20 protein-coding genes and 1 pseudogene are annotated in these 21360 nt (G+C 71.1%); 6 read left to right on the top strand and 15 right to left on the bottom strand.

The genetic code is table 11. The features are described 5' to 3' along the window. Positions 1-23: 23 nt before the first annotated feature. The 10 genes from STRIP9103_RS26590 to STRIP9103_RS26545 all read right to left on the bottom strand — a co-directional run bounded on the left by STRIP9103_RS26590 (position 24) and on the right by STRIP9103_RS26545 (position 12119). A complete protein-coding gene (locus STRIP9103_RS26590) occupies positions 24-1055 on the bottom strand; it encodes a glutamate ABC transporter substrate-binding protein (protein ID WP_234022298.1) in 1032 nt (343 codons plus the stop codon). A gap of 35 nt (positions 1056-1090) precedes the next feature. Next, positions 1091-2596: a hypothetical protein gene (locus STRIP9103_RS26585; protein WP_009323659.1), complete on the bottom strand. Its 1506-nt coding sequence runs from the start codon at positions 2594-2596 to the stop codon at positions 1091-1093. Positions 2597-2984: 388 nt separating this feature from the next. After that, complete coding sequence (locus STRIP9103_RS26580) at positions 2985-3944, bottom strand: N-acetylglucosamine kinase (protein ID WP_009323661.1); 960 nt, start codon at positions 3942-3944, stop codon at positions 2985-2987. A gap of 392 nt (positions 3945-4336) precedes the next feature. Further along, on the bottom strand, positions 4337-5602 hold the full coding sequence (locus STRIP9103_RS26575; RefSeq protein WP_009323655.1) for a 6-phospho-beta-glucosidase: 1266 nt from the start codon (positions 5600-5602) through the stop codon (positions 4337-4339). Between the two features lie 90 nt (positions 5603-5692). Beyond that, complete coding sequence (locus tag STRIP9103_RS26570; RefSeq protein WP_009323645.1) at positions 5693-6583, bottom strand: carbohydrate ABC transporter permease; 891 nt, start codon at positions 6581-6583, stop codon at positions 5693-5695. Positions 6584-6585: 2 nt separating this feature from the next. After that, a complete protein-coding gene (locus tag STRIP9103_RS26565) occupies positions 6586-7527 on the bottom strand; it encodes a carbohydrate ABC transporter permease (protein ID WP_086019314.1) in 942 nt (313 codons plus the stop codon). 33 nt (positions 7528-7560) lie between these two features. Beyond that, complete coding sequence (locus STRIP9103_RS26560; protein WP_009323652.1) at positions 7561-8898, bottom strand: ABC transporter substrate-binding protein; 1338 nt, start codon at positions 8896-8898, stop codon at positions 7561-7563. A gap of 184 nt (positions 8899-9082) precedes the next feature. After that, on the bottom strand, positions 9083-10291 hold the full coding sequence (locus STRIP9103_RS26555; RefSeq protein WP_048821026.1) for an ROK family transcriptional regulator: 1209 nt from the start codon (positions 10289-10291) through the stop codon (positions 9083-9085). A 180-nt stretch (positions 10292-10471) separates the two neighbouring features. Then, positions 10472-11308: a hypothetical protein gene (locus tag STRIP9103_RS26550; protein WP_009323653.1), complete on the bottom strand. Its 837-nt coding sequence runs from the start codon at positions 11306-11308 to the stop codon at positions 10472-10474. A gap of 274 nt (positions 11309-11582) precedes the next feature. Continuing rightward, a complete protein-coding gene (locus tag STRIP9103_RS26545; RefSeq protein WP_009323657.1) occupies positions 11583-12119 on the bottom strand; it encodes an HNH endonuclease in 537 nt (178 codons plus the stop codon). 315 nt (positions 12120-12434) lie between these two features. Between STRIP9103_RS26545 and STRIP9103_RS26540 the strand changes: the two genes are divergently transcribed. Next, positions 12435-13532, top strand: a complete 1098-nt coding sequence (locus STRIP9103_RS26540; RefSeq protein ID WP_009323656.1) for a mechanosensitive ion channel family protein — start codon at positions 12435-12437, stop codon at positions 13530-13532. A 69-nt stretch (positions 13533-13601) separates the two neighbouring features. Here STRIP9103_RS26540 and STRIP9103_RS26535 read toward each other — a convergent pair whose 3' ends face one another. The 3 genes from STRIP9103_RS26535 to STRIP9103_RS26525 are packed head-to-tail and all read right to left on the bottom strand — an operon-like array spanning position 13602 to position 16218. Beyond that, positions 13602-14963 carry a putative membrane protein gene (locus STRIP9103_RS26535; RefSeq protein ID WP_009323654.1) on the bottom strand — a complete coding sequence of 454 codons (1362 nt, stop codon included), beginning with the start codon at positions 14961-14963 and terminating at the stop codon, positions 13602-13604. Beyond that, complete coding sequence (locus STRIP9103_RS26530; protein WP_009323649.1) at positions 14960-15688, bottom strand: ABC transporter ATP-binding protein; 729 nt, start codon at positions 15686-15688, stop codon at positions 14960-14962. The genes STRIP9103_RS26535 and STRIP9103_RS26530 overlap by 4 nt, the downstream gene beginning before the upstream one ends. Then, positions 15685-16218, bottom strand: a complete 534-nt coding sequence (locus STRIP9103_RS26525) for a PadR family transcriptional regulator (RefSeq protein ID WP_048821025.1) — start codon at positions 16216-16218, stop codon at positions 15685-15687. The genes STRIP9103_RS26530 and STRIP9103_RS26525 overlap by 4 nt, the downstream gene beginning before the upstream one ends. A 221-nt stretch (positions 16219-16439) precedes the next feature. Between STRIP9103_RS26525 and STRIP9103_RS26520 the strand changes: the two genes are divergently transcribed. The 3 genes from STRIP9103_RS26520 to STRIP9103_RS26510 all read left to right on the top strand — a co-directional run bounded on the left by STRIP9103_RS26520 (position 16440) and on the right by STRIP9103_RS26510 (position 19285). Further along, complete coding sequence (locus STRIP9103_RS26520) at positions 16440-16688, top strand: hypothetical protein (RefSeq protein WP_048821024.1); 249 nt, start codon at positions 16440-16442, stop codon at positions 16686-16688. Further along, complete coding sequence (gene malQ, locus STRIP9103_RS26515) at positions 16689-18902, top strand: 4-alpha-glucanotransferase (protein WP_009323658.1); 2214 nt, start codon at positions 16689-16691, stop codon at positions 18900-18902. A 131-nt stretch (positions 18903-19033) separates the two neighbouring features. Further along, complete coding sequence (locus STRIP9103_RS26510) at positions 19034-19285, top strand: hypothetical protein (protein WP_009323666.1); 252 nt, start codon at positions 19034-19036, stop codon at positions 19283-19285. Positions 19286-19385: 100 nt separating this feature from the next. Here STRIP9103_RS26510 and STRIP9103_RS51870 read toward each other — a convergent pair. Further along, a pseudogene (locus tag STRIP9103_RS51870) lies at positions 19386-19478 on the bottom strand (TetR/AcrR family transcriptional regulator); the annotation flags it as partial. Between STRIP9103_RS51870 and STRIP9103_RS50800 the strand changes: the two are divergent. Further along, positions 19441-19836, top strand: a complete 396-nt coding sequence (locus STRIP9103_RS50800) for an aromatic-ring hydroxylase C-terminal domain-containing protein (RefSeq protein WP_324605702.1) — start codon at positions 19441-19443, stop codon at positions 19834-19836. The pseudogene STRIP9103_RS51870 and the gene STRIP9103_RS50800 sit on opposite strands and share 38 nt — an antisense overlap. On the opposite strand, the gene STRIP9103_RS26500 is transcribed toward STRIP9103_RS50800, so the two are convergent. Continuing rightward, positions 19769-20314, bottom strand: coding sequence for a MarR family winged helix-turn-helix transcriptional regulator (locus STRIP9103_RS26500; protein ID WP_009323660.1), 546 nt, complete (start codon positions 20312-20314; stop codon positions 19769-19771). The genes STRIP9103_RS50800 and STRIP9103_RS26500 overlap by 68 nt on opposite strands. A gap of 139 nt (positions 20315-20453) precedes the next feature. On the opposite strand from STRIP9103_RS26500, the gene STRIP9103_RS26495 reads away from it, so the two are divergent. Next, the coding region (locus STRIP9103_RS26495; RefSeq protein ID WP_009323663.1) for an EamA family transporter at positions 20454-21360 on the top strand (907 nt) is incomplete at its 3' end.

Here is a 21360-nt window from a genome sequence, read left to right as displayed (position 1 = left end):
AGTTGAAGGTCGGTCCCTGTACTTCAGTCCCGGTACTGCTGGTCGGCCGGCGGCCGGGAGCTCGCCGAATCGGTGCCGAGAGTCGCGGACAGCCACCGGGTGTACGAGTCCTGCCAGCCGTCCTTGAGGTAGTCCACCAGTACCTGGTTCACCCGGCGTACCAGATCCTCCGCCTCCAGGTTCATCGCCACGCCGTAGTACTCGGTGGTGAACGGATCGCCCTTCAGCTCGACCGTCGGGTCCTGCGCCGCCTGGCTCGCGGCCAGCGCGCCGTCGGTGACCACGGCATCGGCCTCACCGAGCTGGAGCCTCACCAGACAGTCGAGTTGATTGGGGACCTTGAGTATCTTGGCGGAGGCGACCGGCTTGTTCGCCTTCTGATCGCCCTCCAGGGTGGTCAGGGCGGTGGAACCGGAGGCCACGCAGACCTTCTTGTCCGCCAGCGTCTTGTCGTAGCCCTTGATCGTCGAGGACTTGGGGGCCAGGACCTGCTGACCGGTCTTGAAGTACGGCTGGGAGAAGGCGACTTCCTTCATGCGCTTGCAGCTGATCGTCATGGTGCGGACCACCATGTCGACCTGCCCCGATTCGATCGCGGGAATGCGCTGGTTCGTGGGGATCGCCCGGAAGCGCACCTTCGTCGGGTCGCCGAGGATCTCCTGGGCGATGCGGTGCGCCAGATCGATGTCGAAACCTTCCAGCTCGGCGCCCGCCTCGGTGTTGTTCGGATCGCGGTAGCCCCAGCGATAGCTGTTCTGGTCGACGCCGATCGTGATGTAGCCGTTCTTCTTGATCCTCGCGATCGTCGTGCCGGACTCGCTCGCGGAGGGGCGCAGGCTCTGGTTCTCCGGATCGTCCATGGTGTCGCACTCGTCCGCGCGCGCCTGTGTGCCCCGGGCGACGCCCGGGCCGCCGGTGCCCGTGATACCCCCGCCGCGTGTCCCGCTGATCGGCAGCACCAGGGCGAAGATCACGGTCAGGGCGCAGAGGACCGCCATCGCGCCCACGCCGCCCCAGCCCCTCAGGCCGGCCCTCAGGCGTCGTACCGCACTCATCGCTCCTCCTTCCACCGTGTCTCCTTCCGTGGCCCTCATCGGTACTCCGAGAGCCTGCGTCCGATGCCCAGCAGCGCGCCCGCCGCGCCGAGTACCGCGAGGACGGCGGCGCCCACCGGGAGCCCGGTCATCGCGTTCCGGCCGCGCTCGGCCGCCAGCTCGAACTCCTTCTCCTCGTGCTCGCGGGCGTTGTCCAGGTTCTCGTCGACCTTGTCGAAGCACTCGCCCGTCGGCTTGTCGCCCTGCGGGCAGTCGGACGTCGCCTCGCCACCGCCGATCACCTGGTAGAGGGCGCACTGGTAGTTGCCCTGGTTGTCGGCATCGCGGGCGCTGCCGTGGCGCTCCTGCCAGACCTTCATGTTGGCGGCGGCGGCCTTGACGGGCTGCTCGCCGCTGTCGTCGTCGGCGATCCTCTCGGCTTCGGCGAGCCGCGACTTGAGCTGTGTCATGTCGGTCGTGAAGCTGTGGTCGAACTCGTCCACGACCTTGTCCTCGCCGTCGACCTTGATCTCGACGGTCTGCGCGCCCCGGCTGATCAGCGTCAGGTTCTCGTTGCCGCGGGCCTTGAGGGAGGCGATGCGCGCGTCGTTCAGCACGGTCAGGGACTTCACGCCGTTGTCGTACGAGTCGTTCAGCCCCGCGCGCGCGACGGTGTGGCCGACGGACAGCCACAGCAGGACGACCGTGGAGGCGGCGGTCGCCGCGACCAGGCCGTGGTTCAACACCCGGTTCGTCCGCCGGTAGTTGCGGCGCTGGGCCCAGACGAGGGCGCCGATGGCGACGACGCCGAGGGCGATCGCGGCCCACGGATAGGAGGTGGCGTCGGCGTAGTCGTCGCGCAGCCGCTGGTTCTCGTTGTCGTAGAGCTCCTTCGCCTTCGGGAGCATGTCGTCCTGCATCTTGTCGTTCGCATAACGCAGGTAGGCGCCGCCGAGGGGGTAGCCCAGCCGGTTGTTGGCGCGGGCCCGCTCGATCAGGCCCTTGTACTCCGGCAGCAGTTTGTTCAGCTCGGCGACGAGCTTCTCGGAGTCGGAGCCGGGCTCCGAGGCCGCGGCGGCGGTGGCCAGCCCGTCGGCGGCGTCTCCGATCTCGCGCTCGTATCTCTCGCGGGACTCCGGTGTCTCCTGGCCGCCCGCGAGGAAGCCGCTGGAGGCCGCGGTGTTGGCGTCGGCGAGGGAGCGGTATATGTCGGCCGCGGCGGAGCTGAGGGGCTGGCTGCCGTGCAGCACGTCGTCGGCGGCGGTCGACCGGTCGTTCATCTGCCAGGCGGTGATCGAGCCGAACGCGACGACGAGGAAGGCGAGGACCGCGCCGATGATGCGCAGCCGGCCCGGCTCGGTCACCGCGGCGGCCTTCAACTGGTCGAGGCCCTCCGCGAACGCCGTCCGGCGGGGCGGCTCGCCGCTGCCGTCCGGGCCCGGGGACGGCACGGGTGGGCGGGACGCGTACGCCCCCTGCGCCGGCACGGCCGGGAGCGTGCCCGGGCCCTGGCCGGCGGGTGGGACCGGCGGTGCCGGGCTGCCCTTCGGCGTGTGTGTCACTTGACCTCCCCCATGGTCATCCCTCGGTCACCTCCGCCCGTGCCGCACCGTGGCCTCCGGGGCGCGGCGGGTGGGCAGAGGTGCACGGCCGCAAGTATCGCCGCCGGGACTGACATCCGCACAGGCCTTGACTCGATCTTGTTCCCCGATCGTGTCCGTAGGAGTCCCGCATCACTCCCTGTCCATGAATACGCGTGCTGATGTGCGGTGGTTCCCGTGGGCCGGCCGACTCCTGGGGGCTGCCGCCCCCAGACCTCCGCCGGGGGATGAGGGGGCGGCTGGGGCGAGTTCGTTTGCGCGGGTTGCGGTGGGTTGCTCGCGCCCGCGCGGCGGAGCCGCACATCCGCACAGCCCCGCGCCCCTCACGGGGCGCGAGCAACCTGGGAAATCAGCAGGGGGTTTCGTAATGCGCGCGCACGCGCGTGTGCACTGCCTCCTTCGCGCCCACATGGTCCAGCCCCAGCAGTGCCGCGCCCAGTACGGGGGCGGCGGTGACCACCTCGGGGACGGCCTTCGGGGCTGCGGCGGCCAGCAACTCGCGTACTCGGGTGTCGAGGCGGGCGTGGCGGGCCGCCAGGACGCTGCCGCCGAGGAGGACGGGGGTCTCCTCCGCCAGGAGGTCCAGGCGGGTCAGGGCCACGGTCGCCATGGTGACCACCTCCTCGGCCAGCCGGTCGACCAGACCGCGGGCCACCGGGTCGCCGGCGGCGGCCGTGGTGAAGAGCACCGGGGTGAGTTCGTGGCGGCGGGCCGGTGAGATGTGCTCCAGGTGGAGGGCTTCGATGAGGGCGTACATGGAGTCGAGGCCGAAGTGCGCGGGCAGGGCCTCGGCGAGGGCCGTCGGGCCGCCCCGGCCGTCCTCCGCGCGGGCCGCGTGCCACAACGCCTCCTCGGCGAGGCCCCAACCACCGCCCCAGTCGCCGGAGATGCGCCCGAGCGCGGGGAATCGGGCGGTGCGGCCGTCGGGGCGCATGCCGACGCAGTTGATGCCGGCGCCGCAGACCACGGCCACGCCCCGGGGCTCGGACACGCCCGCCCGCAGGATCGCGAACGTGTCGTTGCGCACCTCGACGGTCGTGCCCCACGCGCGCGTGCGCAGCGCTTCCGCCAGACGTTCCTCCTCGACGGGGAAGTCGGCGTTGGCGAGGCAGGCCGACACATGGTCGACGGACGTGACGCCCGCCGCGGCGAACGCCTCGCGTACCGTCTCCGCGAGGGCGTCCACGGCGACGGTCACACCGACCGTCGGTGGCCGGAACCCGCCCCCGCGCGCCGTGGCCAGCACCTCCCCGTCCGGCGCGATCACGGCGACATCGGTCTTGCTGTTGCCCGCGTCGACAGCGAGCACGCTCCCGCGCACGCCTCCGGCGCCGCTTTCACTTCCGCGTACGCCCTCGGCGCTGCTTTCACTTCCGCGCACGCCTCCGGTGCTGCCTTCGCTTCCGCGTACGCTCTCGGCGCCGCCTTCGCTTCCTTGCCCGCCCGCGCCGCCGCTTTCGCTTCCGCGTACGCCCCCGGTGCTGCCTTCGCTTCCTTGCCCGCCCCCGGCGCTGCTTTCGCTTCCGCGTACGCCCCCGGCGCTGCCTTCGCTTCCTTGCCCGCCCGCGCCGCCGCTCTCGCTTCCGCGCACGCTGTCCGCGCCGCTTTCGCGCCCGCGCACGCTGCAGGCAGCGCCTTTACCCCCGCTCACATCCCCACCCTCACGTTCGCTCCCGCGCACACCCCCGGCGTCACTGTCGCTCACGCCCACGTGAGGTGCTCCCGGTTGTGTGCGATCAGGCGGTCGGTGAGGGTGGCGGCGTAGTCGTACTGGCCGATCAGGGGGTGGGACAGGAGGGCGCGGAAGACGCGGTTCCGGCCGCCGTGCAGGGCCGCGTCGAGGGCCAGGTCCTCATACGCGGTCACGTCGGCCATCAGGCCCGCGTACAGCGGGTCCACGGTCGGCACCGGCAGTGGTGCCGCGCCCTCGCCGCTGATGGCCGCCGGTACCTCGATCACCGCGTCGGTGGGGAGAAAGGGCAGCGTGCCGTGGTTGAAGGTGTTCACCACCTGGTACGTGCTGCCCCCGTCGCCCAGCAGCGACGCGGCCAGGTCGACGGCGGCCTCCGAGTAGTACGCGCCCCCGCGCTTGGCGAGCAGCGCGGGCTTCTCGTCGAGCGCCGGGTCGGCGTACATCTCCAGCAACTCGCGTTCCATCCGCGCCACTTCGGCGGCCCGCGACGGCTTCGTGCGCAGCTCCCGTACGACCTCGTCGTGGGCGTAGTAGTAGCGCAGGTAGTAGGAGGGGACGACGCCCAGGAGGTCGAGGAGAGGGCGGGGCAGGCGCAGGTCGGAGGCGATGGTCTCGCCGTGCTCGGTCAGCAGCTTCGGGAGGACGTCCTCGCCGGAGGGGCCGCCGAGGCGTACCCCGGTCTCCCAGGTGAGGTGGTTGAGGCCCACATGGTCCAGGTGCACCTCGCCCGGGGTCACTCCCAGCAGGCCCGCGAACTTCCGTTGCAGTCCGATCGCCACGTTGCACAACCCGACCGCCTTGTGACCGGCCTTGAGCAGGGCGCGGGTGACGATGCCGACGGGGTTGGTGAAGTCGATGATCCAGGCGTCCGGGTTGGTACGCCGGACCCGTTCCGCGATGTCCAGGACCACCGGCACCGTGCGCAGCGCCTTGGCCAGGCCGCCCGCGCCGGTGGTCTCCTGTCCGACGCAGCCGCACTCCAGCGGCCAGGTCTCGTCCTGCTCGCGGGCGGCCTGGCCGCCGACCCGGAGTTGCAGCAGCACGGCGTCCGCACCCTCGACGCCCGCGTCCAGGTCGCCGGTGGTGACGATCCGTCCGGGGTGCCCCTGGCGGGCGAAGATCCGGCGGGCCAGACCGCCGACCAGCTCCAGCCGGTCGGCGGCCGGATCGACGAGCACCAGCTCCTCGATCGGCAGTGTGTCCCTGAGCCGGGCGAACCCGTCGACGAGTTCGGGTGTGTAGGTCGACCCTCCGCCGACCACGGTGAGTTTCACTGAGGACTCCTTGGCTTCAGGACACGGGGGGCGCAGTCGAACGGCCAGGGGTCCGGGGGTTGTCCCCCGAAAAAGCACGGCATAGCTGTATCAACCCTTTACTCCGGTCAGGGTGACGCCTTCGACGAACGCCTTCTGTGCGAAGAAGAACACGAGGATCACGGGGGCCATGACCAGGACGGTCGCGGCCATGGTCAGATTCCAGTCGGTGTGGTGGGCGCCCTTGAAGGACTCCAGGCCGTAGGACAGCGTCCACGCGCCCGGGTTCTCGGAGGCGTAGATCTGGGGGCCGAAGTAGTCGTTCCAGGCGTAGAAGAACTGGAAGAGGGCGATGGCCGCGATGCCCGGCTTGGCCATCGGCAGCACGACCCGCACCAGGGTCCGCAGTTCGCCGCAGCCGTCCACGCGGGCGGCGTCCAGGTACTCGTTCGGGATGGTCGTCAGGAACTGCCGCAGCAGGAAGATGGAGAACGCGTCGCCGAACGCCATCGGGATGATCAGCGGCCACAGCGAGCCCGACAGGTCCAGTTGCTTCGCCCAGAACAGGTACATCGGGATGACGACCACCTGTGGCGGCAGCATCATCATCGAGATGACCAGCATCAACGCCGGATTACGGCCGCGGAAGCGGAACTTGGCGAGCGCGTACGCCACGGGCACGGACGACACGACGGTGAGGACGGTGCCCAGGCCCGCGTAGACCAGCGTGTTCTTCCACCAGGTCAGGAAGCCGGGGGTGTCGAGGACCTGCCGGTAGTTGCTCCACTCCCAGGTGTCCGGGACCAGATCGCGGGTGAGGGCCTGCTGGTCGCTCATCAGCGAGGTCAGGACGACGAACACGAAGGGCAGGGTGAAGAAGAGCGCGGCGGCGACGCCGAGGGAGTGGACGGCGATCCACTCCAGGAGCACCCGGCGGCGGGCGGTCCGCTCACTCGCCGTGGCGGCGCCCAACCGCACCGGCTTGTCCAGAACTTGGGTCATGGTCAGTCACCTGCCTGGATCAGTCCGCCTCGGCGCCGCATCAGCAGCGCGGTGAAGGCCATGGAGAGGGCGAACAGCACCAGCGCGACCACACAGGCGGCGCCGTAGTCGAAGCGCTGGAAGCCGAGGTTGTAGACGAGCTGCGGGAGCGTCAGGGTCGACCTGTCGGGGTAGCCCGGTTCGAACTGCTGGCCGGAGCCGCCGATGATCCCGGAGGCGACCTTCCCGGCCACCAGCGGCTGCGTGTAGTACTGCATGCTCTGGATCACGCCCGTGACCACGGCGAACATCACGATCGGCGAGATGTTCGGCAGCGTCACGAACCGGAACCGCTGCCAGCCCGACGCCCCGTCCAGCTCGGCGGCCTCGTACTGCTCCTTCGGTACGTCGAGCAGCGCGGCCATGAAGATGACCATGAGGTCGCCCACACCCCACAGCGCGAGCGCGGTGAGCGCCGGCTTGGACCAGGCGGAGTCGGTGAACCAGCCCGGTGTCGGCAGTCCGAGGTCGCCCAGGACGGAGTTGACCGGCCCGGTACCGGGGTTGAGGAGGAAGACGAAGGCCAGCGTCGCGGCGACCGGCGGGGCCAGGTACGGCAGATAGAACAGGGTGCGGAAGACGCCCGCCCCGGTCCTGATCCCGGTGATCAGCAGACCGACGCCGAGCCCGAACACCACCCGGCAGGTCACCATCACCAGCACCAGCCACAGGGTGTTGCGCAGGGCCGGCCAGAACATCGGGTAGTCGTCGAAGACGTAGGCCCAGTTGCCCAGGCCGCGGAAGACGGGGGTCCCGAAACCGTCGTACTTCATCAGCGAGAAGTACACGGTGGAGACCAGCGGGTAGGCGAAGAAGACGCCGAACCCGATCAGCCACGGTGACAGGAAGGCCACCGTCCGAAGCGCCGACCGGCGGCGCTTCGCGCGGAGCGTGCCACTGGACACGCGCGGGGTATGCGTAGACATCGGCTGATACCGCTACTTCGCCTGCTCGATGTCGGTGTCGATCTGCTGCGCGGTCTTCTCCAACCCCTCCCGCAGGTCCTTCACCTTCCCGGACTCGTACTGGTAGCCGAAGTCCTGGAGGGTCGTCTGGTACGTCGAGCCGTTGACGGAGGCCGGCGGGGTGTTCGACTCCGGGTTCCGGGCGATGTCCAGGAACGTCCGGAAGCCGGGGTCCACCTTCAGGTCGGGCGACTTCAGGGCGGCGAACGTGGACGGCACGTTGTGGATGGCGTTGGCGAAGGACACGACGGCCTCGGTGTCGGTCGTCAGATACTTCACCAGTTCCCAGGCCGCGTTCTGCTTCTGGCTCTGCGGGGCGATGCCGATGATCGTGCCGGAGAGGAAGCCCTTGCCGTACTCGTCCACCTCGTCGTCGGCCACGGGCAGCGGAGCGGTGCCGATCTCGAAGTCGACCCCGGCGTCCTTCGCCATGCCGAGCCGCCACTCGCCGTCCAGCTGCATGGCCACCTGGCCGGTCTGGAACGGGTGCTTGGCCCCCCACTCGTCACCGAAGGTGTTCCGGTACTTCTCCAGCTTCTCGAAGCCGCCGAGCGAGTCCACCAGGCTCTTCTGGTACTTGAACATCTCCGCGAACGCCGGGTCCTTGGCGATGTTCGACTTGCCGCCCTTGTCGAAGTAGGCGTGGTCCCACTGGGACATGTAGTGGTCCACGACCGTCTCGTAACCGTGGTAGTTCGGCATGAACCCGAGCTGCGCGTAGCTGTCGCCCTTGGTGACGGTCAGCTTCTCGGCGACCTTCGCGAACTCCGACCAGGTCTTCGGCGGCGACGTGATGCCCGCCTTCTCGAACGCGTCCTTGTTGTAGTACAGGCCGTACGCGTCGCCCAGCAGCGGCAGAGCACAGCGCGTGCCCTCGAACTGGGTGTAGTCCAGCATCGGCTTCGGGATGATCTTGTCGAGGTCGAGCTTCGACTTCTCGATGAACGGCTTCAGATCGAGGAACGCGCCCGACGAACAGAACTTGCCGATGTTCGACGTCGTGAACGACGACACCACGTCCGGCCCGCTCGAACCACCGGCCCGCAGCGCCTGGTTGAGCTTGTCGTCGTTGATGTTCCCGACGATTTTGACGGTGATGTTCGGGTGCGCCTTCTCGAACCGGTCGACGTTCTCCTGAATCGCCTTCACCTCGGCGGGCGCACTCCACCCGTGCCAGAAGGTGATCGTCGTCTTGGCGTCGGGGTCGTCGGTGGCCCCGGACGAGGACTGTCCGGTACAGGCGGTGGCGAGGAGGGAGAGGGAGGCGGTGGCGGCGAGCGCGATTGCCGCGTTCTTGGATACTCCGGGCATGGCAGGGTCTCCTGAGGGAAGGGAGGGGTGACTTTGAGCGAGCGGTGAGGGAGCGCCCCTCAGGGGCGCGGGGCTGTTTCGATGTGCGGCTTCGCCGCGTGGGCGCGACCGGTCACGGCCGGCCCACAGTTGACGAACGACCTGCGGTTTCCGAACGGTCGATCAGTGCGACGTGAACGGTTGATCAGTGCGACGTATCGAAGACTTCGTCACGCGTCGCGGTGAGCGCACTCTCCAACGCCCCCCGCAACACAGGACGTTCGAGCACGTCACCGAGAACCAGTCGGGGCTGAGCGGCAGCCAACTCACCCAACTCGGCCTGGACCATCCTCCGAAGCGGCTCCCCGCCGGAGGCGAGCGCCGAGCCGCACAGAACGATCAGCTCGGGGTCGAGTACGGACACCAGCGAGGCCAGACCGGTCGCCAGCCCGGTCGCGTATGTGGCCAGAAGTCGTCGGTACGGACCGGAGTCGATGTCGGCGGCCCGCGCGACCAGCGCGGTGGCGACCTCGGCGTACGGCCCGTCGGGGATGTCGGTGATGCCCAGCTCACGGGCGAGCCGGGGGATGACCTGGGCGCCGGCGAGCTCCTGGAAGCCGCCGCTGTTGGCCTTGGTCACCTGCCGGACCAGCGGAGCGCCCGGCACCGGCAGGAAGCCGACCTCCCCGGCGCCCCCGGTGAACCCCCGGTGCAGTCGTCCGCCGAGGACGACCGCCGCGCCGAGTCCGCCCTCGTTCCACAGCAGGACGAAGTCGTCGTGGCCCTTGGCCGCGCCCAGCCGTTGTTCGGCGAGGGCGACGAGGTTGACGTCGTTCTCGTACTCCACCGGCATCGGCAGCGCGGCGGCGAGTTCGTCGAGGAGGGTGGGGGAGTGCCAGCCCGGGAGGTGGGAGGCGTAGCGCAGTCGCCCGGTGCCCGGATCGAAGGCGCCGGGGGTGCCGATGACGAGTCGGCGCACGTCGGACCGTACGAGTCCGGCGGCCTTGACCACCCCGTCGAGGGCGGTGGTGACCTGCCGTACGACGGGTTCGGCGGGGCGGCGTCCGGGGGTGGGGATGGCGTACTCGCCCACCGTGCGGCCGGTGATGTCGGCGACGGCGGCGAGGACGCGTTCGGGGGTGACGTCCAGACCGGCGGCGTACGCGGCGGTCGGGTCGACCGCGTACAGCTGGGCGTTGGGGCCCGGCCGGCCCTCGCCTTCGCCGGTCGCGCCGGTGCCCGTGGCGATCACGAGCCCGGCGGCCTCCAGTCGGGCCAGGAGCTGCGAGGCGGTCGGCTTCGACAGCCCCGTGAGCTTGCCGAGCCGCGTCCGGGAGAGCGGCCCGTGCTCCAGCAGCAGATCCAGCGCGGCACGGTCGTTCATGGCGCGCAGCACGCGGGGGGTTCCAGCCATCTGTACGCCACCTGCCCAACTGTTAGGAAAGTTTCCTATCCGATGTCAGGAAGATAGGACTAGACCAGAGGGGCGTCAATATCCGGCCAACGAAAAAGCCCCCGGGAAACGGAGTCGTTACCCGGGGGCCGCGCCCGCCTGTGTGGGAGGCGGCGCTGATTCACATCGGCGGGGCCGGTGTCACTTGACGTCGACGTAGTCCGCGGCCGACGTCTTCGCCGCGGTGGTGGACGTACCGGCGAACTTGTAGCGGTACGAGCCGTCCTTCGTCGCCTTCACGGTGGTGGACAGGGCTCCGCCCGTGCCGGAGATGACCGTCTTGACGTCGGTGTAGGCGGTGGCGCCCTTGGCCTTGAACTGGAGGGTGACCTTCTGGCCCGTGTAGCCGGTGAAGGTGTGCTTGGCCCAGTCGGCGCGGGTGAGCTTGCCCTTGACGGTCAGCGTCCTGCCCTTGGTGACCGGCTCCGGCGTGGCGTTGGTGCCGAGCCCGGCCTTGCGCTGCAGCTTGGCCGTGCCGAGCTTGCCCCACGCGTCGACGCCGGTCTCGAAGCTGATGTGGTCGTCGGAGTCGTCCGCGTCGACGAAGGCGCGGGCGTAGACGGCGGCAGCCCTCCACGTGGTGGCGTCCGCGGCGCCGACGAGCTGCTCGCGCGGGTCGATGGTGAGCGTCGTGCCGCACGACTCGGTGACCGTGGTCTCCGTCGTCGCGGTGGTGGTGCAGGTCGGCGCCTTCGCGGAGCTCTCCAGACCGTTCTCGATGTCGGCGAGCGAGCCGCGGTACAGGATGACGCCCAGGAAGTTGTTCTTGTAGTCGATGACGAGGTCCGACGGGCGGGTGAAGCTGTAGGTGACCGGCACGGTCACCTTCGCGTCGGTGCCGACCACGATCGACTTGCCGTTGTTCACCGTGACGGCACCGAAGGTCAGATCCGGCGAGTCGGCCAGCGCGGTGGGCGCGGCCAGGCCGGTGAGAGCCAGGGCGCCGGACACGGCGGCGCCAATGGCGAGCTTTCGCATGAGTCCCCACATTCGAAGCGGGCCCCTGGGCGTTGCGCTCCAGAACAAGGGCCCGCTGTCTCAGGGCGACCCTAGGTGATCACGAAAGTGTGGGGAACGCGGGGTACCTGTGAAGACGGTAATGAAATGGCAGGTCAAACGGACGCAGGGCTTCCGGACGCCCCTCGGCGGGGCGTCCGGCCACGCGTCCGAGGCCATCGGGCCACGGAGGCCGTCCAGCCACGGAGGCTGTCCGGCCATGGAGGCCCTACGGCCACGCAAAAGCCCGGATCGATCAGGCGGAGATGCCGTCGATCCGGGCCAAGGCGTCGTCCGCGCCGTACGGCTGCAGGTAGGGCAGCCAGCGCGGGTCCCTATGCCCGGTGCCGATGATGCGCCAGGCCAGGCCGGTGGGAGGTGCGGGTTTGTGGCGGAGCCGCCAGCCGATCTCGAAGAGATGGCGGTCGGCCTTGACGTGGTTGCAGCGGCGGCAGGACGCCACCACGTTGTCCCAGACGTGCTTGCCTCCGCGGCTGCGTGGGATGACGTGGTCGACGCTGGTTGCGACGCCACCGCAGTACATGCACCGGCCCCCGTCGCGGGCGAACAGCGCCCGACGGGTCAGAGGAACGGGCCCCCGATAGGGAACCCGGACGAATCGCTTGAGCCGGACCACGCTGGGTGCGGGGACTGTGACGGTCGCGCTGTGCATGAAGGCGCCGGATTCCTCCAGGGAGACAGCCTTGTTCTCCAGGACGAGGACGAGCGCGCGGCGGAGCGGTACGACGCCGAGCGGCTCGTACGACGCGTTGAGGACCAGGACGTGCGGCACGGATGCCCTCCTTGTACGTCGGCGGCGCGTGGCTCGCGCCGTGGACGATCCGTAGTCAGTCTCCCCTCATGCCTGGTGGAAGCGCCACCATGTCCCGGTAACGGGCTGGGAGTGTTTTCGACCACACCCTGATTCATCCCCCGCCTTGTGCGCCCTTCACTCCCTGGTGAGCGCCCTGTCTCCTCGAACATGGCGACGACCTCCACACAATGCCCCGTTAGTGTGGTGGGTCTGCCCGTCCGGTGACCTTTCCGTGACCTGACTGATCTTGACCGCCGTACCGGAGGGTGGATAACGCACCTGGAGGTACCCGCCGTGTCGTCCGTTTCTTCCCTGCCCCTCCTCCTGGCCGCCGCGTCGCCGTCGCCGTCTCCCTCCGAGACGCCGACGACCCCCGCCGTGCCCACGCTGGAGGACGCTCAGGAGAGCGCGACCAACGCCGCCAGCTGGGTCGAGCAGAACTGGTCCACCTGGCTCGCCATCGGTCTCCGCGTCCTGCTGATCCTGGTGATCGCGGCGGTGCTGAGAGTGGTGGTGCGGCGGGCGATCACCAAGCTGATAGACCGGATGAACCGCTCCGTCCCGGGCGTCGAGGGCTCCACCCTCGGCGGCCTGCTGGTCAACGTCGAGCGCCGCCGGCAGCGCTCCCAGGCCATCGGTTCGGTGCTGCGTTCGGTGGCGTCCTTCCTCATCATGGGCACCGCCGCCCTGATGGTCCTCGCCACCTTCGAGATCAACCTCGCCCCGCTGCTGGCCTCCGCCGGTGTCGCGGGCGTCGCGATCGGTTTCGGCGCGCGGAACCTGGTCACCGACTTCCTCTCCGGTGTCTTCATGATCCTGGAGGACCAGTACGGCGTCGGTGACACCATCGACGCGGGTGTGGCCTCCGGCGAGGTCATCGAGGTCGGTCTGCGCGTCACCAAGCTGCGCGGCGACAACGGCGAGATCTGGTACGTCCGCAACGGCGAGGTCAAGCGCATCGGCAACCTCTCCCAGGGCTGGGCCACGGCCGGCGTCAACGTCACGGTCCGCCACGACGAGGACCTCGACAGGGTCCGCCGCACCCTCGTGGCGGTCGGCGAGGAGATGAGCAAGGAGGAGCCCTGGAACGAACTCCTCTGGGGCCCCATCGAGGTTCTCGGCCTCGACGACGTGCTGCTCGACTCCATGGTCGTCCGCGTCTCCGCCAAGACCATGCCCGGCAAGGCCCTCACCGTGGAACGCGAACTGCGCTGGCGCATCAAGAAGGCCTTCGACGCCGCCGACATCCGCATCGTCGGCCAACTCCCGCCCGACCTCACCGACGACCCGAACGCCGACCTCGCGGCCTCCGTCGCACCCCCGTCCGTCTACGCCAACACGACCTCTCCGCAGTCGGAACGGGCCACCCCGATCACCCCGACGACGAAGTAGGCCGCACAAGGACAGGGCGGCGCCCCGGGAGGCCCCCGTACCCCCCGGGACGCCGTGCTCACGGAGCCGTCACGTGTAGCGCAGCTCGCCCGGCCGCACCGAGCGGCGCAGCAGCGGCAGGGACGTGGCCGCCGCCAGCAGGCAGGCGCCGTACACCGCGAGGGGAACCAGCAGCGCCCCGATCGGCACCACCAGGGCGCCGCCCATGGCCGTGGCGTACCAGACGGCGATCACCGTGCCCCCGGTCCCGGCGAGCAGCATCGAGGGCGCGAGCGGCAGCGCGGTCTCCAGGAGCAGCGCGCGGCCCAGCACCTCGTACGGCACCCCGGCGGCGACCTGCGCGGCGAGGCCCCGGCGGCGCGTGGCGAGCGACTCGGCGGTGCCGACGGCCAGGCCGAAGAGGGTGATGGCGAAGCCGACCAGGATCGCGGCCGCGACCAGATTGATGCCGGTGATGTAGAAGGACGCGTCCTCGGCCAGGTACTTGGTGCTGTTCACCTCCGCGAGCAGCGCCTGCCGTACACCGATGAAGCCGGAGCCGACGACGGTCCCCATGAGGACGGCCCCATGCGTGCGGGCCGCCGCCCATGGGTCGGAACGCAGTCGTTCGGCGGCGATCAGCGTCGCCGGGTTCCCCGCGCGCCCGGCGAGCACCCGACCGGTGAGCTTCGAGACCGTGCCCGAGAGCCACACCGCCGCCGCGCCCACCGCGAGCAGTGCGCCGCAGAGGGTCAGCGGGGCCTGACCGGTGGACTGGTCGGGCATGTCCCTGCTGGTGCCGGCGACGGCGAGCAGCCCGGCGATCACCAGCAGTGCCACCGCTCCCAGGAACACCCACCCCGGGCCCCGGCCCGTGGTCGGCCCCACACGCCGCACCCAGCCCAGCGGAGAGGCCACCACCCGGCGCAGCGCCAGCACGCCCGCCACCGCGCCCAGCACCGGCACCCCCAGTGCCACCAGGGCCAGCATCAGCCAGGCCAGGACGGTGGGGCTCTCCCACGCGCTCAGCATGAACGGCGCGAAGAAGACCGTGGCGACCGCCGAGCCGGCCAGACAGGCCACCGCCGTCTCCAGCGCCGCGATCCGCCGCACCTGTCCCGCCGACGCCCCGGCCAGTCGCAGCCCGGCCAGCCGCCGGTCCCGGTGGACGGCGCCCACGCGGGTGCACTGGCCGAGGAACCCGAGCACCGGGATCAGCAGGAGCAGCAGAGTGAGGATGACCCCGGAGCGTTCACCGGGGTTGTCCAGCAGACCGTTGGCCATGTCCACCCGGTAGTGGCCGTTCAATGAGGAGAGCACGGCCGCCGCCATGCCGAACCCCGTCGCCAGCGCCGCCCCCAGCCCCGTCAGCGTCACCCGCCACCACTCCCGGCGGTCCGAGCCCCGGGTCAGCAGCAGGGCGAGGCGGAGGTCGTTCGCCAGCTCGCTCACCGGGACACCCCCAGCGACTCCACGGCCGCGCCGGCCTCGGACACGACGACGCCGTCCTTCAGCGTGACCTCGCGGTCCGCGTACGCCGCCACCTGCGCGTCATGCGTGATCAGCAGCACCGACGTACCGGCCTCCCGGGCCGTGTGCACCAGCGCCGTCATCACCTGCTCGCTCGCCAGCGAGTCCAGCGCGCCGGTCGGCTCGTCCGCGAACACCACCTTCGGCCCCGTCACCAGCGCCCGCGCCAGCGACACCCGCTGCGCCTGGCCGCCGCTCATCTCGCCGGGCCGCTGCTCCTCCTGCCCGCGCACCCCGAACCGCTCCAGCCACTCACCGGCCCGCGCCCGCGCCTCCCCCCGGGAGGTGCCCGCCAGCAGCAGCGGCAGCGCGACATTGTCGACGGCCGTCAGCTCCGGGATCAGCTGCCCGAACTGGAAGACGATCCCGAACTCCGTCCGCCGCAGCTCGCTGAGCTGCTTCTCCGGGAGCTGGTCCAGCCGGTTCCCGGCGTACGTCACCGAGCCCTCGTCCGGCCGTACGATCCCCGCCAGACAGTGCAGCAACGTGGACTTGCCACTGCCGCTGGCACCGGTCACGGCCAGGATCTCGCCCTCGCGCAGCTCCACCGAGGCGCCGCGCAGCGCCCGCGTCCTGCCGTGCTCCTTGACGAGACCACGGGCCGCGAGCAGCGGCACCGGGGTCTCCTTGTAGCTGTTGTCGCTCATGCTGCGTCGACCTCCGCGGTCAGGGTGGTCAGCCGGGCCGCGGTGGTGTTCATCCAGCGGAGATCGGCGTCGAGATGGTTGAGGGCGTAGTCCGCCGAGAGCACGGTCGCGAGATCGGCGCCCGGCGCGGTCTTCACGGCCGTCAGCTCCCGCATCCGCGTCATGTGCGCGGTGCGCTGAGCCTGCAGATAGGCGGCCGGGTCGCCGTCGGCGAGGATCGAGACGACGAGCTTGGCGAAGATCTCGTTCGTCACGAACGGCGCGGGCGGCGCGATCTCCCCGGCCCACTTGGCCAGCTCGCGCGCCCCCTCGTCCGTCGAGCGGTACAGCGTCCGTTCCGGACCACTGTCCGCCTCGGTGCCGTCGATCTCGGCGAGGCCGTCGCGGACCAGCCGTTGCAGGGTCGTGTAGACCTGCCCGTACGCCAGCGGGCGGGCCTGCGGAAAGCGTTCGTCGTGCCGCCGCTTGAGGTCGTAGCCATGGCTCGGCCCACCGGCGAGCAGCCCCAACAGGATGTGACGGGTGCTCATGGCTCCAGTATGCACTGAGTATATGTACTGAGTGAATAGCTCGCCGAAAGGTGCTCGCCGGAGGCTGCTCGCCGGACCTGTCGGCCGCGGAGACGGAGAGACGGAGAAGTGACCGGCGTCATGATGTTCGGCGGGTCGCGTCTGCCGTGGCGTCGACTGGGTAGGGCTGGAGTACCGCGAACCCGCACGCCATGGCCGTACGACGAACAAGGAGACCCCTCATGGCCGTATCGGCACACCTCACGCCCCAGGCCGGTTCCCTGCGCGAGGCGAAACCCTACGTTCCGGAAGCCCGCGACCCGGAGCCCCACTTCTGCGTGTTCAGTGCGGAGGGCGCCTGTGTCGAGGCGCCGCTCACCAGCGAGCCCCCGCTCCCGGACGCCGAGCCCCTCACCAGCGAGCCGCCCCTCACCGACGCGGCCCACCTCACCAGCGAACCGACGTCCAACGGCGCCGCATCGGGGGTCTAGATGCCACCACGCCCGGCCGACTCCGGGGAACCGCCACCACGACCGGCCGACTCCGGCGAGCCGCTGCGAAGCCCGGCCGATCCCGGAGGGGTAGCGCCGGAGTCGTCGCTCGCCCGGCTCGCCGCGCTGTACGGCGTCGCCACCTCCTACAGTCCCTCCCCGGACCGTACGGTCGCGGCCTCGGACGGGGCGGTCGTCGCCGCGCTGGCCGCGCTGGACGTCGACGCGAGGACGCCCGAGGCGGTGGCCGCCGCCCTCGCGGCGCGGGAACGGGAGCTGAGCGAGCGGCTGTTGCCGCCGACGGTGGTGTGCTGGGTCGACGGCCCGACCCCCGCCGCACTGACCGCCCTCCCGGACGGCACCCGGCTGCGTATCGAGACCGAGCAGGGCGAACTCCGTTCCACCATCGAGAAGCTGCCCCCGGGCGTCCACGCCCTGCGCGCCACCGCCCCCGACGGCCGTACCGCCGAGACCCACCTCGTCGTGGCCCCGCCCCGGCTCCCCGCCCCGCCCGGCCGCACATACGGACTCCTCGTCCAGCTCTACTCCCTGCTCTCGCGGCGCAGTTGGGGCATGGGCGACCTCGGCGACCTGGCCGAGCTCACCGCCTGGGCCGGCCGCGCCCTCGGCGCCGGCTTCGTCCAGGTCAACCCCCTCCACGCCGCCGTCCCCGGCGCCCCCACCGACCCCTCCCCGTACCGGCCCTCCTCCCGCCGCTACCCCGACCCGATCCATCTGCGCATCGAGGACATCCCCGAGTACCCGTACGTGTTCGCGGGTGCCGACGACGGCGACCGCGCCGAGGGCCGTGACCGCCTCCGTACGCTGCTGGAGCGGGCCGCCCGACTGCGTGAAACCGTGCTCTCCAAGGGGGAGTTGATCGACCGGGACGCGGTGTGGGAGCTGAAACGGGAGGCGTTGGAGGTCGTACGGGGGGTGCCGCTCGGGCCCGGGCGGCGGGCCGCGTACTGCGACTTCCTCGCCGAGGAGGGCGAGGCGCTGGAGGACCACGCCACCTGGTGCGCGCTGGCCGAGGTGCACGGCTCCGAGTGGCAGCGGTGGCCGAAGGACCTGCGTGACCCACGCTCGGCGGCGACCGCCCGCGCCCGCGCGGAGCTGATGGACCGCGTCGACTTCCACACCCGCCTCGCCTGGCTGACCGACGCCCAGCTCGGCACCGCGCAACGCTCCGCCCGCGACGCCGGCATGCCGATCGGCCTCGTCCACGACTTGGCCGTCGGCGCCCATCCGGGCGGCGCCGACGCCTGGGCCCAGCAGGAGTACTTCGCGGTCGGCATGTCGGTCGGCGCGCCCCCGGACGCCTTCAACTCCCGAGGCCAGGACTGGGGCCTGCCCCCCTGGCGCCCCGACCGGCTCGCCGAGTCCGGCTACGCCCCGTACCGCCGTCTGCTCCGCGCCCTGCTCCGCCACGCGGGCGCCCTGCGCATCGACCATGTCATGGGCCTCTTCCGCCTCTGGTGGGTCCCGCGGGGCCGGCCCCCGACGGAGGGCACCTACGTCCGCTACGACGCCGACGCCATGCTCGCGATCCTGGTGCTGGAGGCCTCGCGGGCCGGGGCCCTGGTGATCGGCGAGGACCTGGGGACGGTCGAGCCGGGGGTGCGCGAGGCGCTGGACGAGCGGGGGGTGCTGGGTACGTCGGTGTTGTGGTTCGAGCGGGACTGGGAGGGCACGGGGCGCCCTCTGCCGCCCGAGCGGTGGCGTGCGAACTGCCTCGCCACGGCCACCACGCACGACCTCCCGTCGACCGCGTCCCGTCTGACCGGCGACCACGTCGAACTCCGCCACGGGCTGGGGCTGCTCGCCCGCCCACTGGAGGAGGAGCGCGCCGAGGCCGCCGCCGACGTGGGGGAGTGGCTGGCCCTGCTGGCCCGCCTGGGCCTGTTGAACGGCACCCGCGGAAGCCGCTCCTCCGTCTGCGAGGAGGCCCAGATCCAGGCCCTCCACCGCTTTCTGCTCCGCACCCCCGCCCGCATGGTCGGCCTCTGGCTCCCCGACACGGTGGGGGACCGCCGCCCGCAGAACCTGCCCGGCACCTGGGACCAGTACCCGAACTGGCGCCTCCCGATCGCCGACGCGACGGGCCGCCCGATGACATTGGAGGACTTGGCGGCTTCACCCCGGCTGCATGCGTTGGTGGATGTGCTGCGGGGGCGGGACGAGGGGACGGCGACCAGGGCTGCGGGGCTGTGACATATGCGGCTCCGCCGCGCGGGCGCGACCGGCCGTCCACCGCCCGCAGTCACCCTGGAACGGTCACCCCCGAGCCATTAGGCGCCCCCCCCGGCCGAGCACCCCCCGTCGGCGTTCGTTACCTTTGGTCCGTGGACAAGAAGAACGCCCTGCGCGCCGGCGCCCTGGCCGCCGGTACGACGCTGATGATGCTGCTCATGTCGTCCCCCGCCCTCGCGCTGACCCCCGACGACGGCGACGACCCGGGCCCGGGTCTCAGCGTGATCGAGACGCTGGGCCTCTTCGTCGCGGCGCCGATCGCGATCTTCGCGGTCATCGCCGGCCTCGTGATGGTCCTGGACAGGTCCACGGACCGTCAGCCGAAGGCCAAGGCGAAGGCCTGACCTCGCCGGCTTCACCTTCTCGACGCTTTCCATCGAGGGCACCCTCCGCGCGTACGCGTGCCGGGGGTGCCCTCGACGTCGTTTCCTTCAGGGACGCGGCTCAGGGACGCGGCGCCGTGAGATACCGCTGCACCGTCGGCCCCAGCCACTCGACGATCTCCTCGCGGCTCAGCGCGACGGCGGGCGGGAACCGCGTCCCCGACGTCACCCTCACCGCCGGCCGCCTGTACGAGTGCCTGCGCGGCGGCCGTTTCGTCCTGATCACCCCACGGAACGGCCCCCCGCATCCGTACGACCACGACGCCGGGGCCCGCAAGGACCGGCTCGCCGTGGGGAGTTGGGTGAGCAACCGTCGTACGACCGTCCTCGTGCGGCCCGACGGCCACGTGGCCTGGGCGGCGGAGGACGCGGACGACGCGGCCGTCGAGGCGGCGCTCGCCACGGCGCTGGGAAGGGCCGACACGGTCCTTCGGCGCCGGAAGATCATGCCCCCGTCCCCACCACCAACCTCCGCAGCAGGTCGGCCAACTGGCCGGCCTGTTCCTCGTTGAGGTGGGAGAGCGCCTCCGTCTGCACGGCCAGCCCCGCCACGACCGCCTCGTCGACCACGCGCAGGCCCTCATCCGTGAGGGTGACCTGAAGCGCCCGGCGGTCGTACGGATCGGGGGAGCGGCGGAGGAGCCCGGCGCGTTCGAGTTTGTCGAGGCGGCCGGTCATGCCACCGGTGGTGAGTATGAGCGTCGAGGAGAGCTGACGCGGCGAGAGGGTGTACGGCTCGCCGGAGCGCCGCAGGGTCGCCAGCACGTCGAACTCCCCGCGCGCGATCCCGAACCGGGCGTACGCCTGTTCCATCCGGTCGCCGAGCGCACGGGCGAGCCGTCCGACGCGACCGAACACCTCCATCGCGGTGGTGTCGAGCTCGGGGCGTACGGCCGCCCACTGGTCGATGATCGCGTCGACGGGATCGCGGAGCGGCTGACCCGACTGTTCGGGCGTGGGGTCCGTGGTGGGCTGAGGGCTCGCGTTCATGAAGTGAGTATCGGCCGCCGGTCGATCGGCCGCAAGAAAGCGGCTTGACGGAAAGTTGCTTAGCGCTAAGCTAATTACGAGCGAGGCAGTAGCTCGACAGTTCGTCCGTCCTCCCCGCCATCGCGAAGGGTCCGCCCCCATGTCCGCGAACCGCCCCACCCTCATCGCCCTCACCGCACTCGCCCCCATCTCCTGGGGCACCACCTACGCCGTCACGACCGAGTTCCTGCCGGCCGACCGCCCCTTGTTCACGGGGCTGGTGCGGGCGCTCCCCGCCGGGCTGCTGCTGATGGCGATCTCGCGCAGGCTGCCGCGCGGCGTCTGGTGGGGGAAGGCGGCGGTGCTGGGCGCGCTGAACATCGGCGCCTTCTTCCCGCTTCTCTTCCTCTCCGCGTACCGCCTGCCGGGCGGTATGGCGGCGGTGGTCGGCTCGGTCGGCCCGCTGTTCGTGGCGGGCCTGGCGGCCGTCCTGCTGGGCGAGCGGCCGACTCCCCGCACCCTGCTCACCGGCATCGCGGCGGCCCTCGGCGTCAGCCTGGTCGTGCTCAGGGCGGCGGGCGCCCTCGACCTCGTAGGACTGCTCGCGGCGCTCGCTTCCACGGCGTCGATGTCCACCGGCGTGGTCCTCACCAAGCGGTGGGGCCGCCCGGAGGGAGTGGGCCCCCTGGCCCTCACCGGCTGGCAGCTGACCTTCGGCGGCCTGCTGATCGCCCCCCTCGCCCTCCTCGTCGAGGGCGCGCCCCCGGCCCTGGACGGCCGGGCCGTCGCCGGCTACCTCTATCTGATGCTGGGCAACACCGCCGTCTCGTACTGGCTCTGGTTCCGCGGCATCGGCCGCCTCTCGGCGACCCAGGTCACCCTTCTCGGCCCGCTGTCCCCGCTGACCGCGGCCGTGGTGGGCTGGGCGGCCCTCGACCAGGCCCTCACCCCGCTCCAACTCCTCGGCATGGCCATCGCCTTCGCCGCCACGGTCCTCGGCCAACTCCCACCACGCCGCCCCGCCCAACTGCCGCCGGCGGCGCTCTCCCCGTCGCCGGGAACGCGCG

It is taken from the genome of Streptomyces ipomoeae 91-03, from assembly GCF_000317595.1.
GTDB lineage: Bacteria > Actinomycetota > Actinomycetes > Streptomycetales > Streptomycetaceae > Streptomyces > Streptomyces ipomoeae.
This window is presented reverse-complemented; position numbering and strand designations above follow the sequence as displayed.

Bases quoted from the DNA above. Each gene is read 5' to 3' on its own strand.
- STRIP9103_RS26525 (WP_048821025.1), bottom strand. From the start codon at position 16,218: ATGAGCACCCGTCACATCCTGTTGGGGCTGCTCGCCGGTGGGCCGAGC.
- STRIP9103_RS26520 (WP_048821024.1), top strand. From the start codon at position 16,440: ATGGCCGTATCGGCACACCTCACGCCCCAGGCCGGTTCCCTGCGCGAG.
- STRIP9103_RS26500 (WP_009323660.1), bottom strand. From the start codon at position 20,314: ATGAACGCGAGCCCTCAGCCCACCACGGACCCCACGCCCGAACAGTCG.
- STRIP9103_RS26555 (WP_048821026.1), bottom strand. From the start codon at position 10,291: ATGGCTGGAACCCCCCGCGTGCTGCGCGCCATGAACGACCGTGCCGCG.
- STRIP9103_RS26530 (WP_009323649.1), bottom strand. From the start codon at position 15,688: ATGAGCGACAACAGCTACAAGGAGACCCCGGTGCCGCTGCTCGCGGCC.
- STRIP9103_RS26590 (WP_234022298.1), bottom strand. From the start codon at position 1,055: ATGAGTGCGGTACGACGCCTGAGGGCCGGCCTGAGGGGCTGGGGCGGC.
- malQ (WP_009323658.1), top strand. From the start codon at position 16,689: ATGCCACCACGCCCGGCCGACTCCGGGGAACCGCCACCACGACCGGCC.
- STRIP9103_RS26560 (WP_009323652.1), bottom strand. From the start codon at position 8,898: ATGCCCGGAGTATCCAAGAACGCGGCAATCGCGCTCGCCGCCACCGCC.
- STRIP9103_RS26570 (WP_009323645.1), bottom strand. From the start codon at position 6,583: ATGACCCAAGTTCTGGACAAGCCGGTGCGGTTGGGCGCCGCCACGGCG.
- STRIP9103_RS26550 (WP_009323653.1), bottom strand. From the start codon at position 11,308: ATGCGAAAGCTCGCCATTGGCGCCGCCGTGTCCGGCGCCCTGGCTCTC.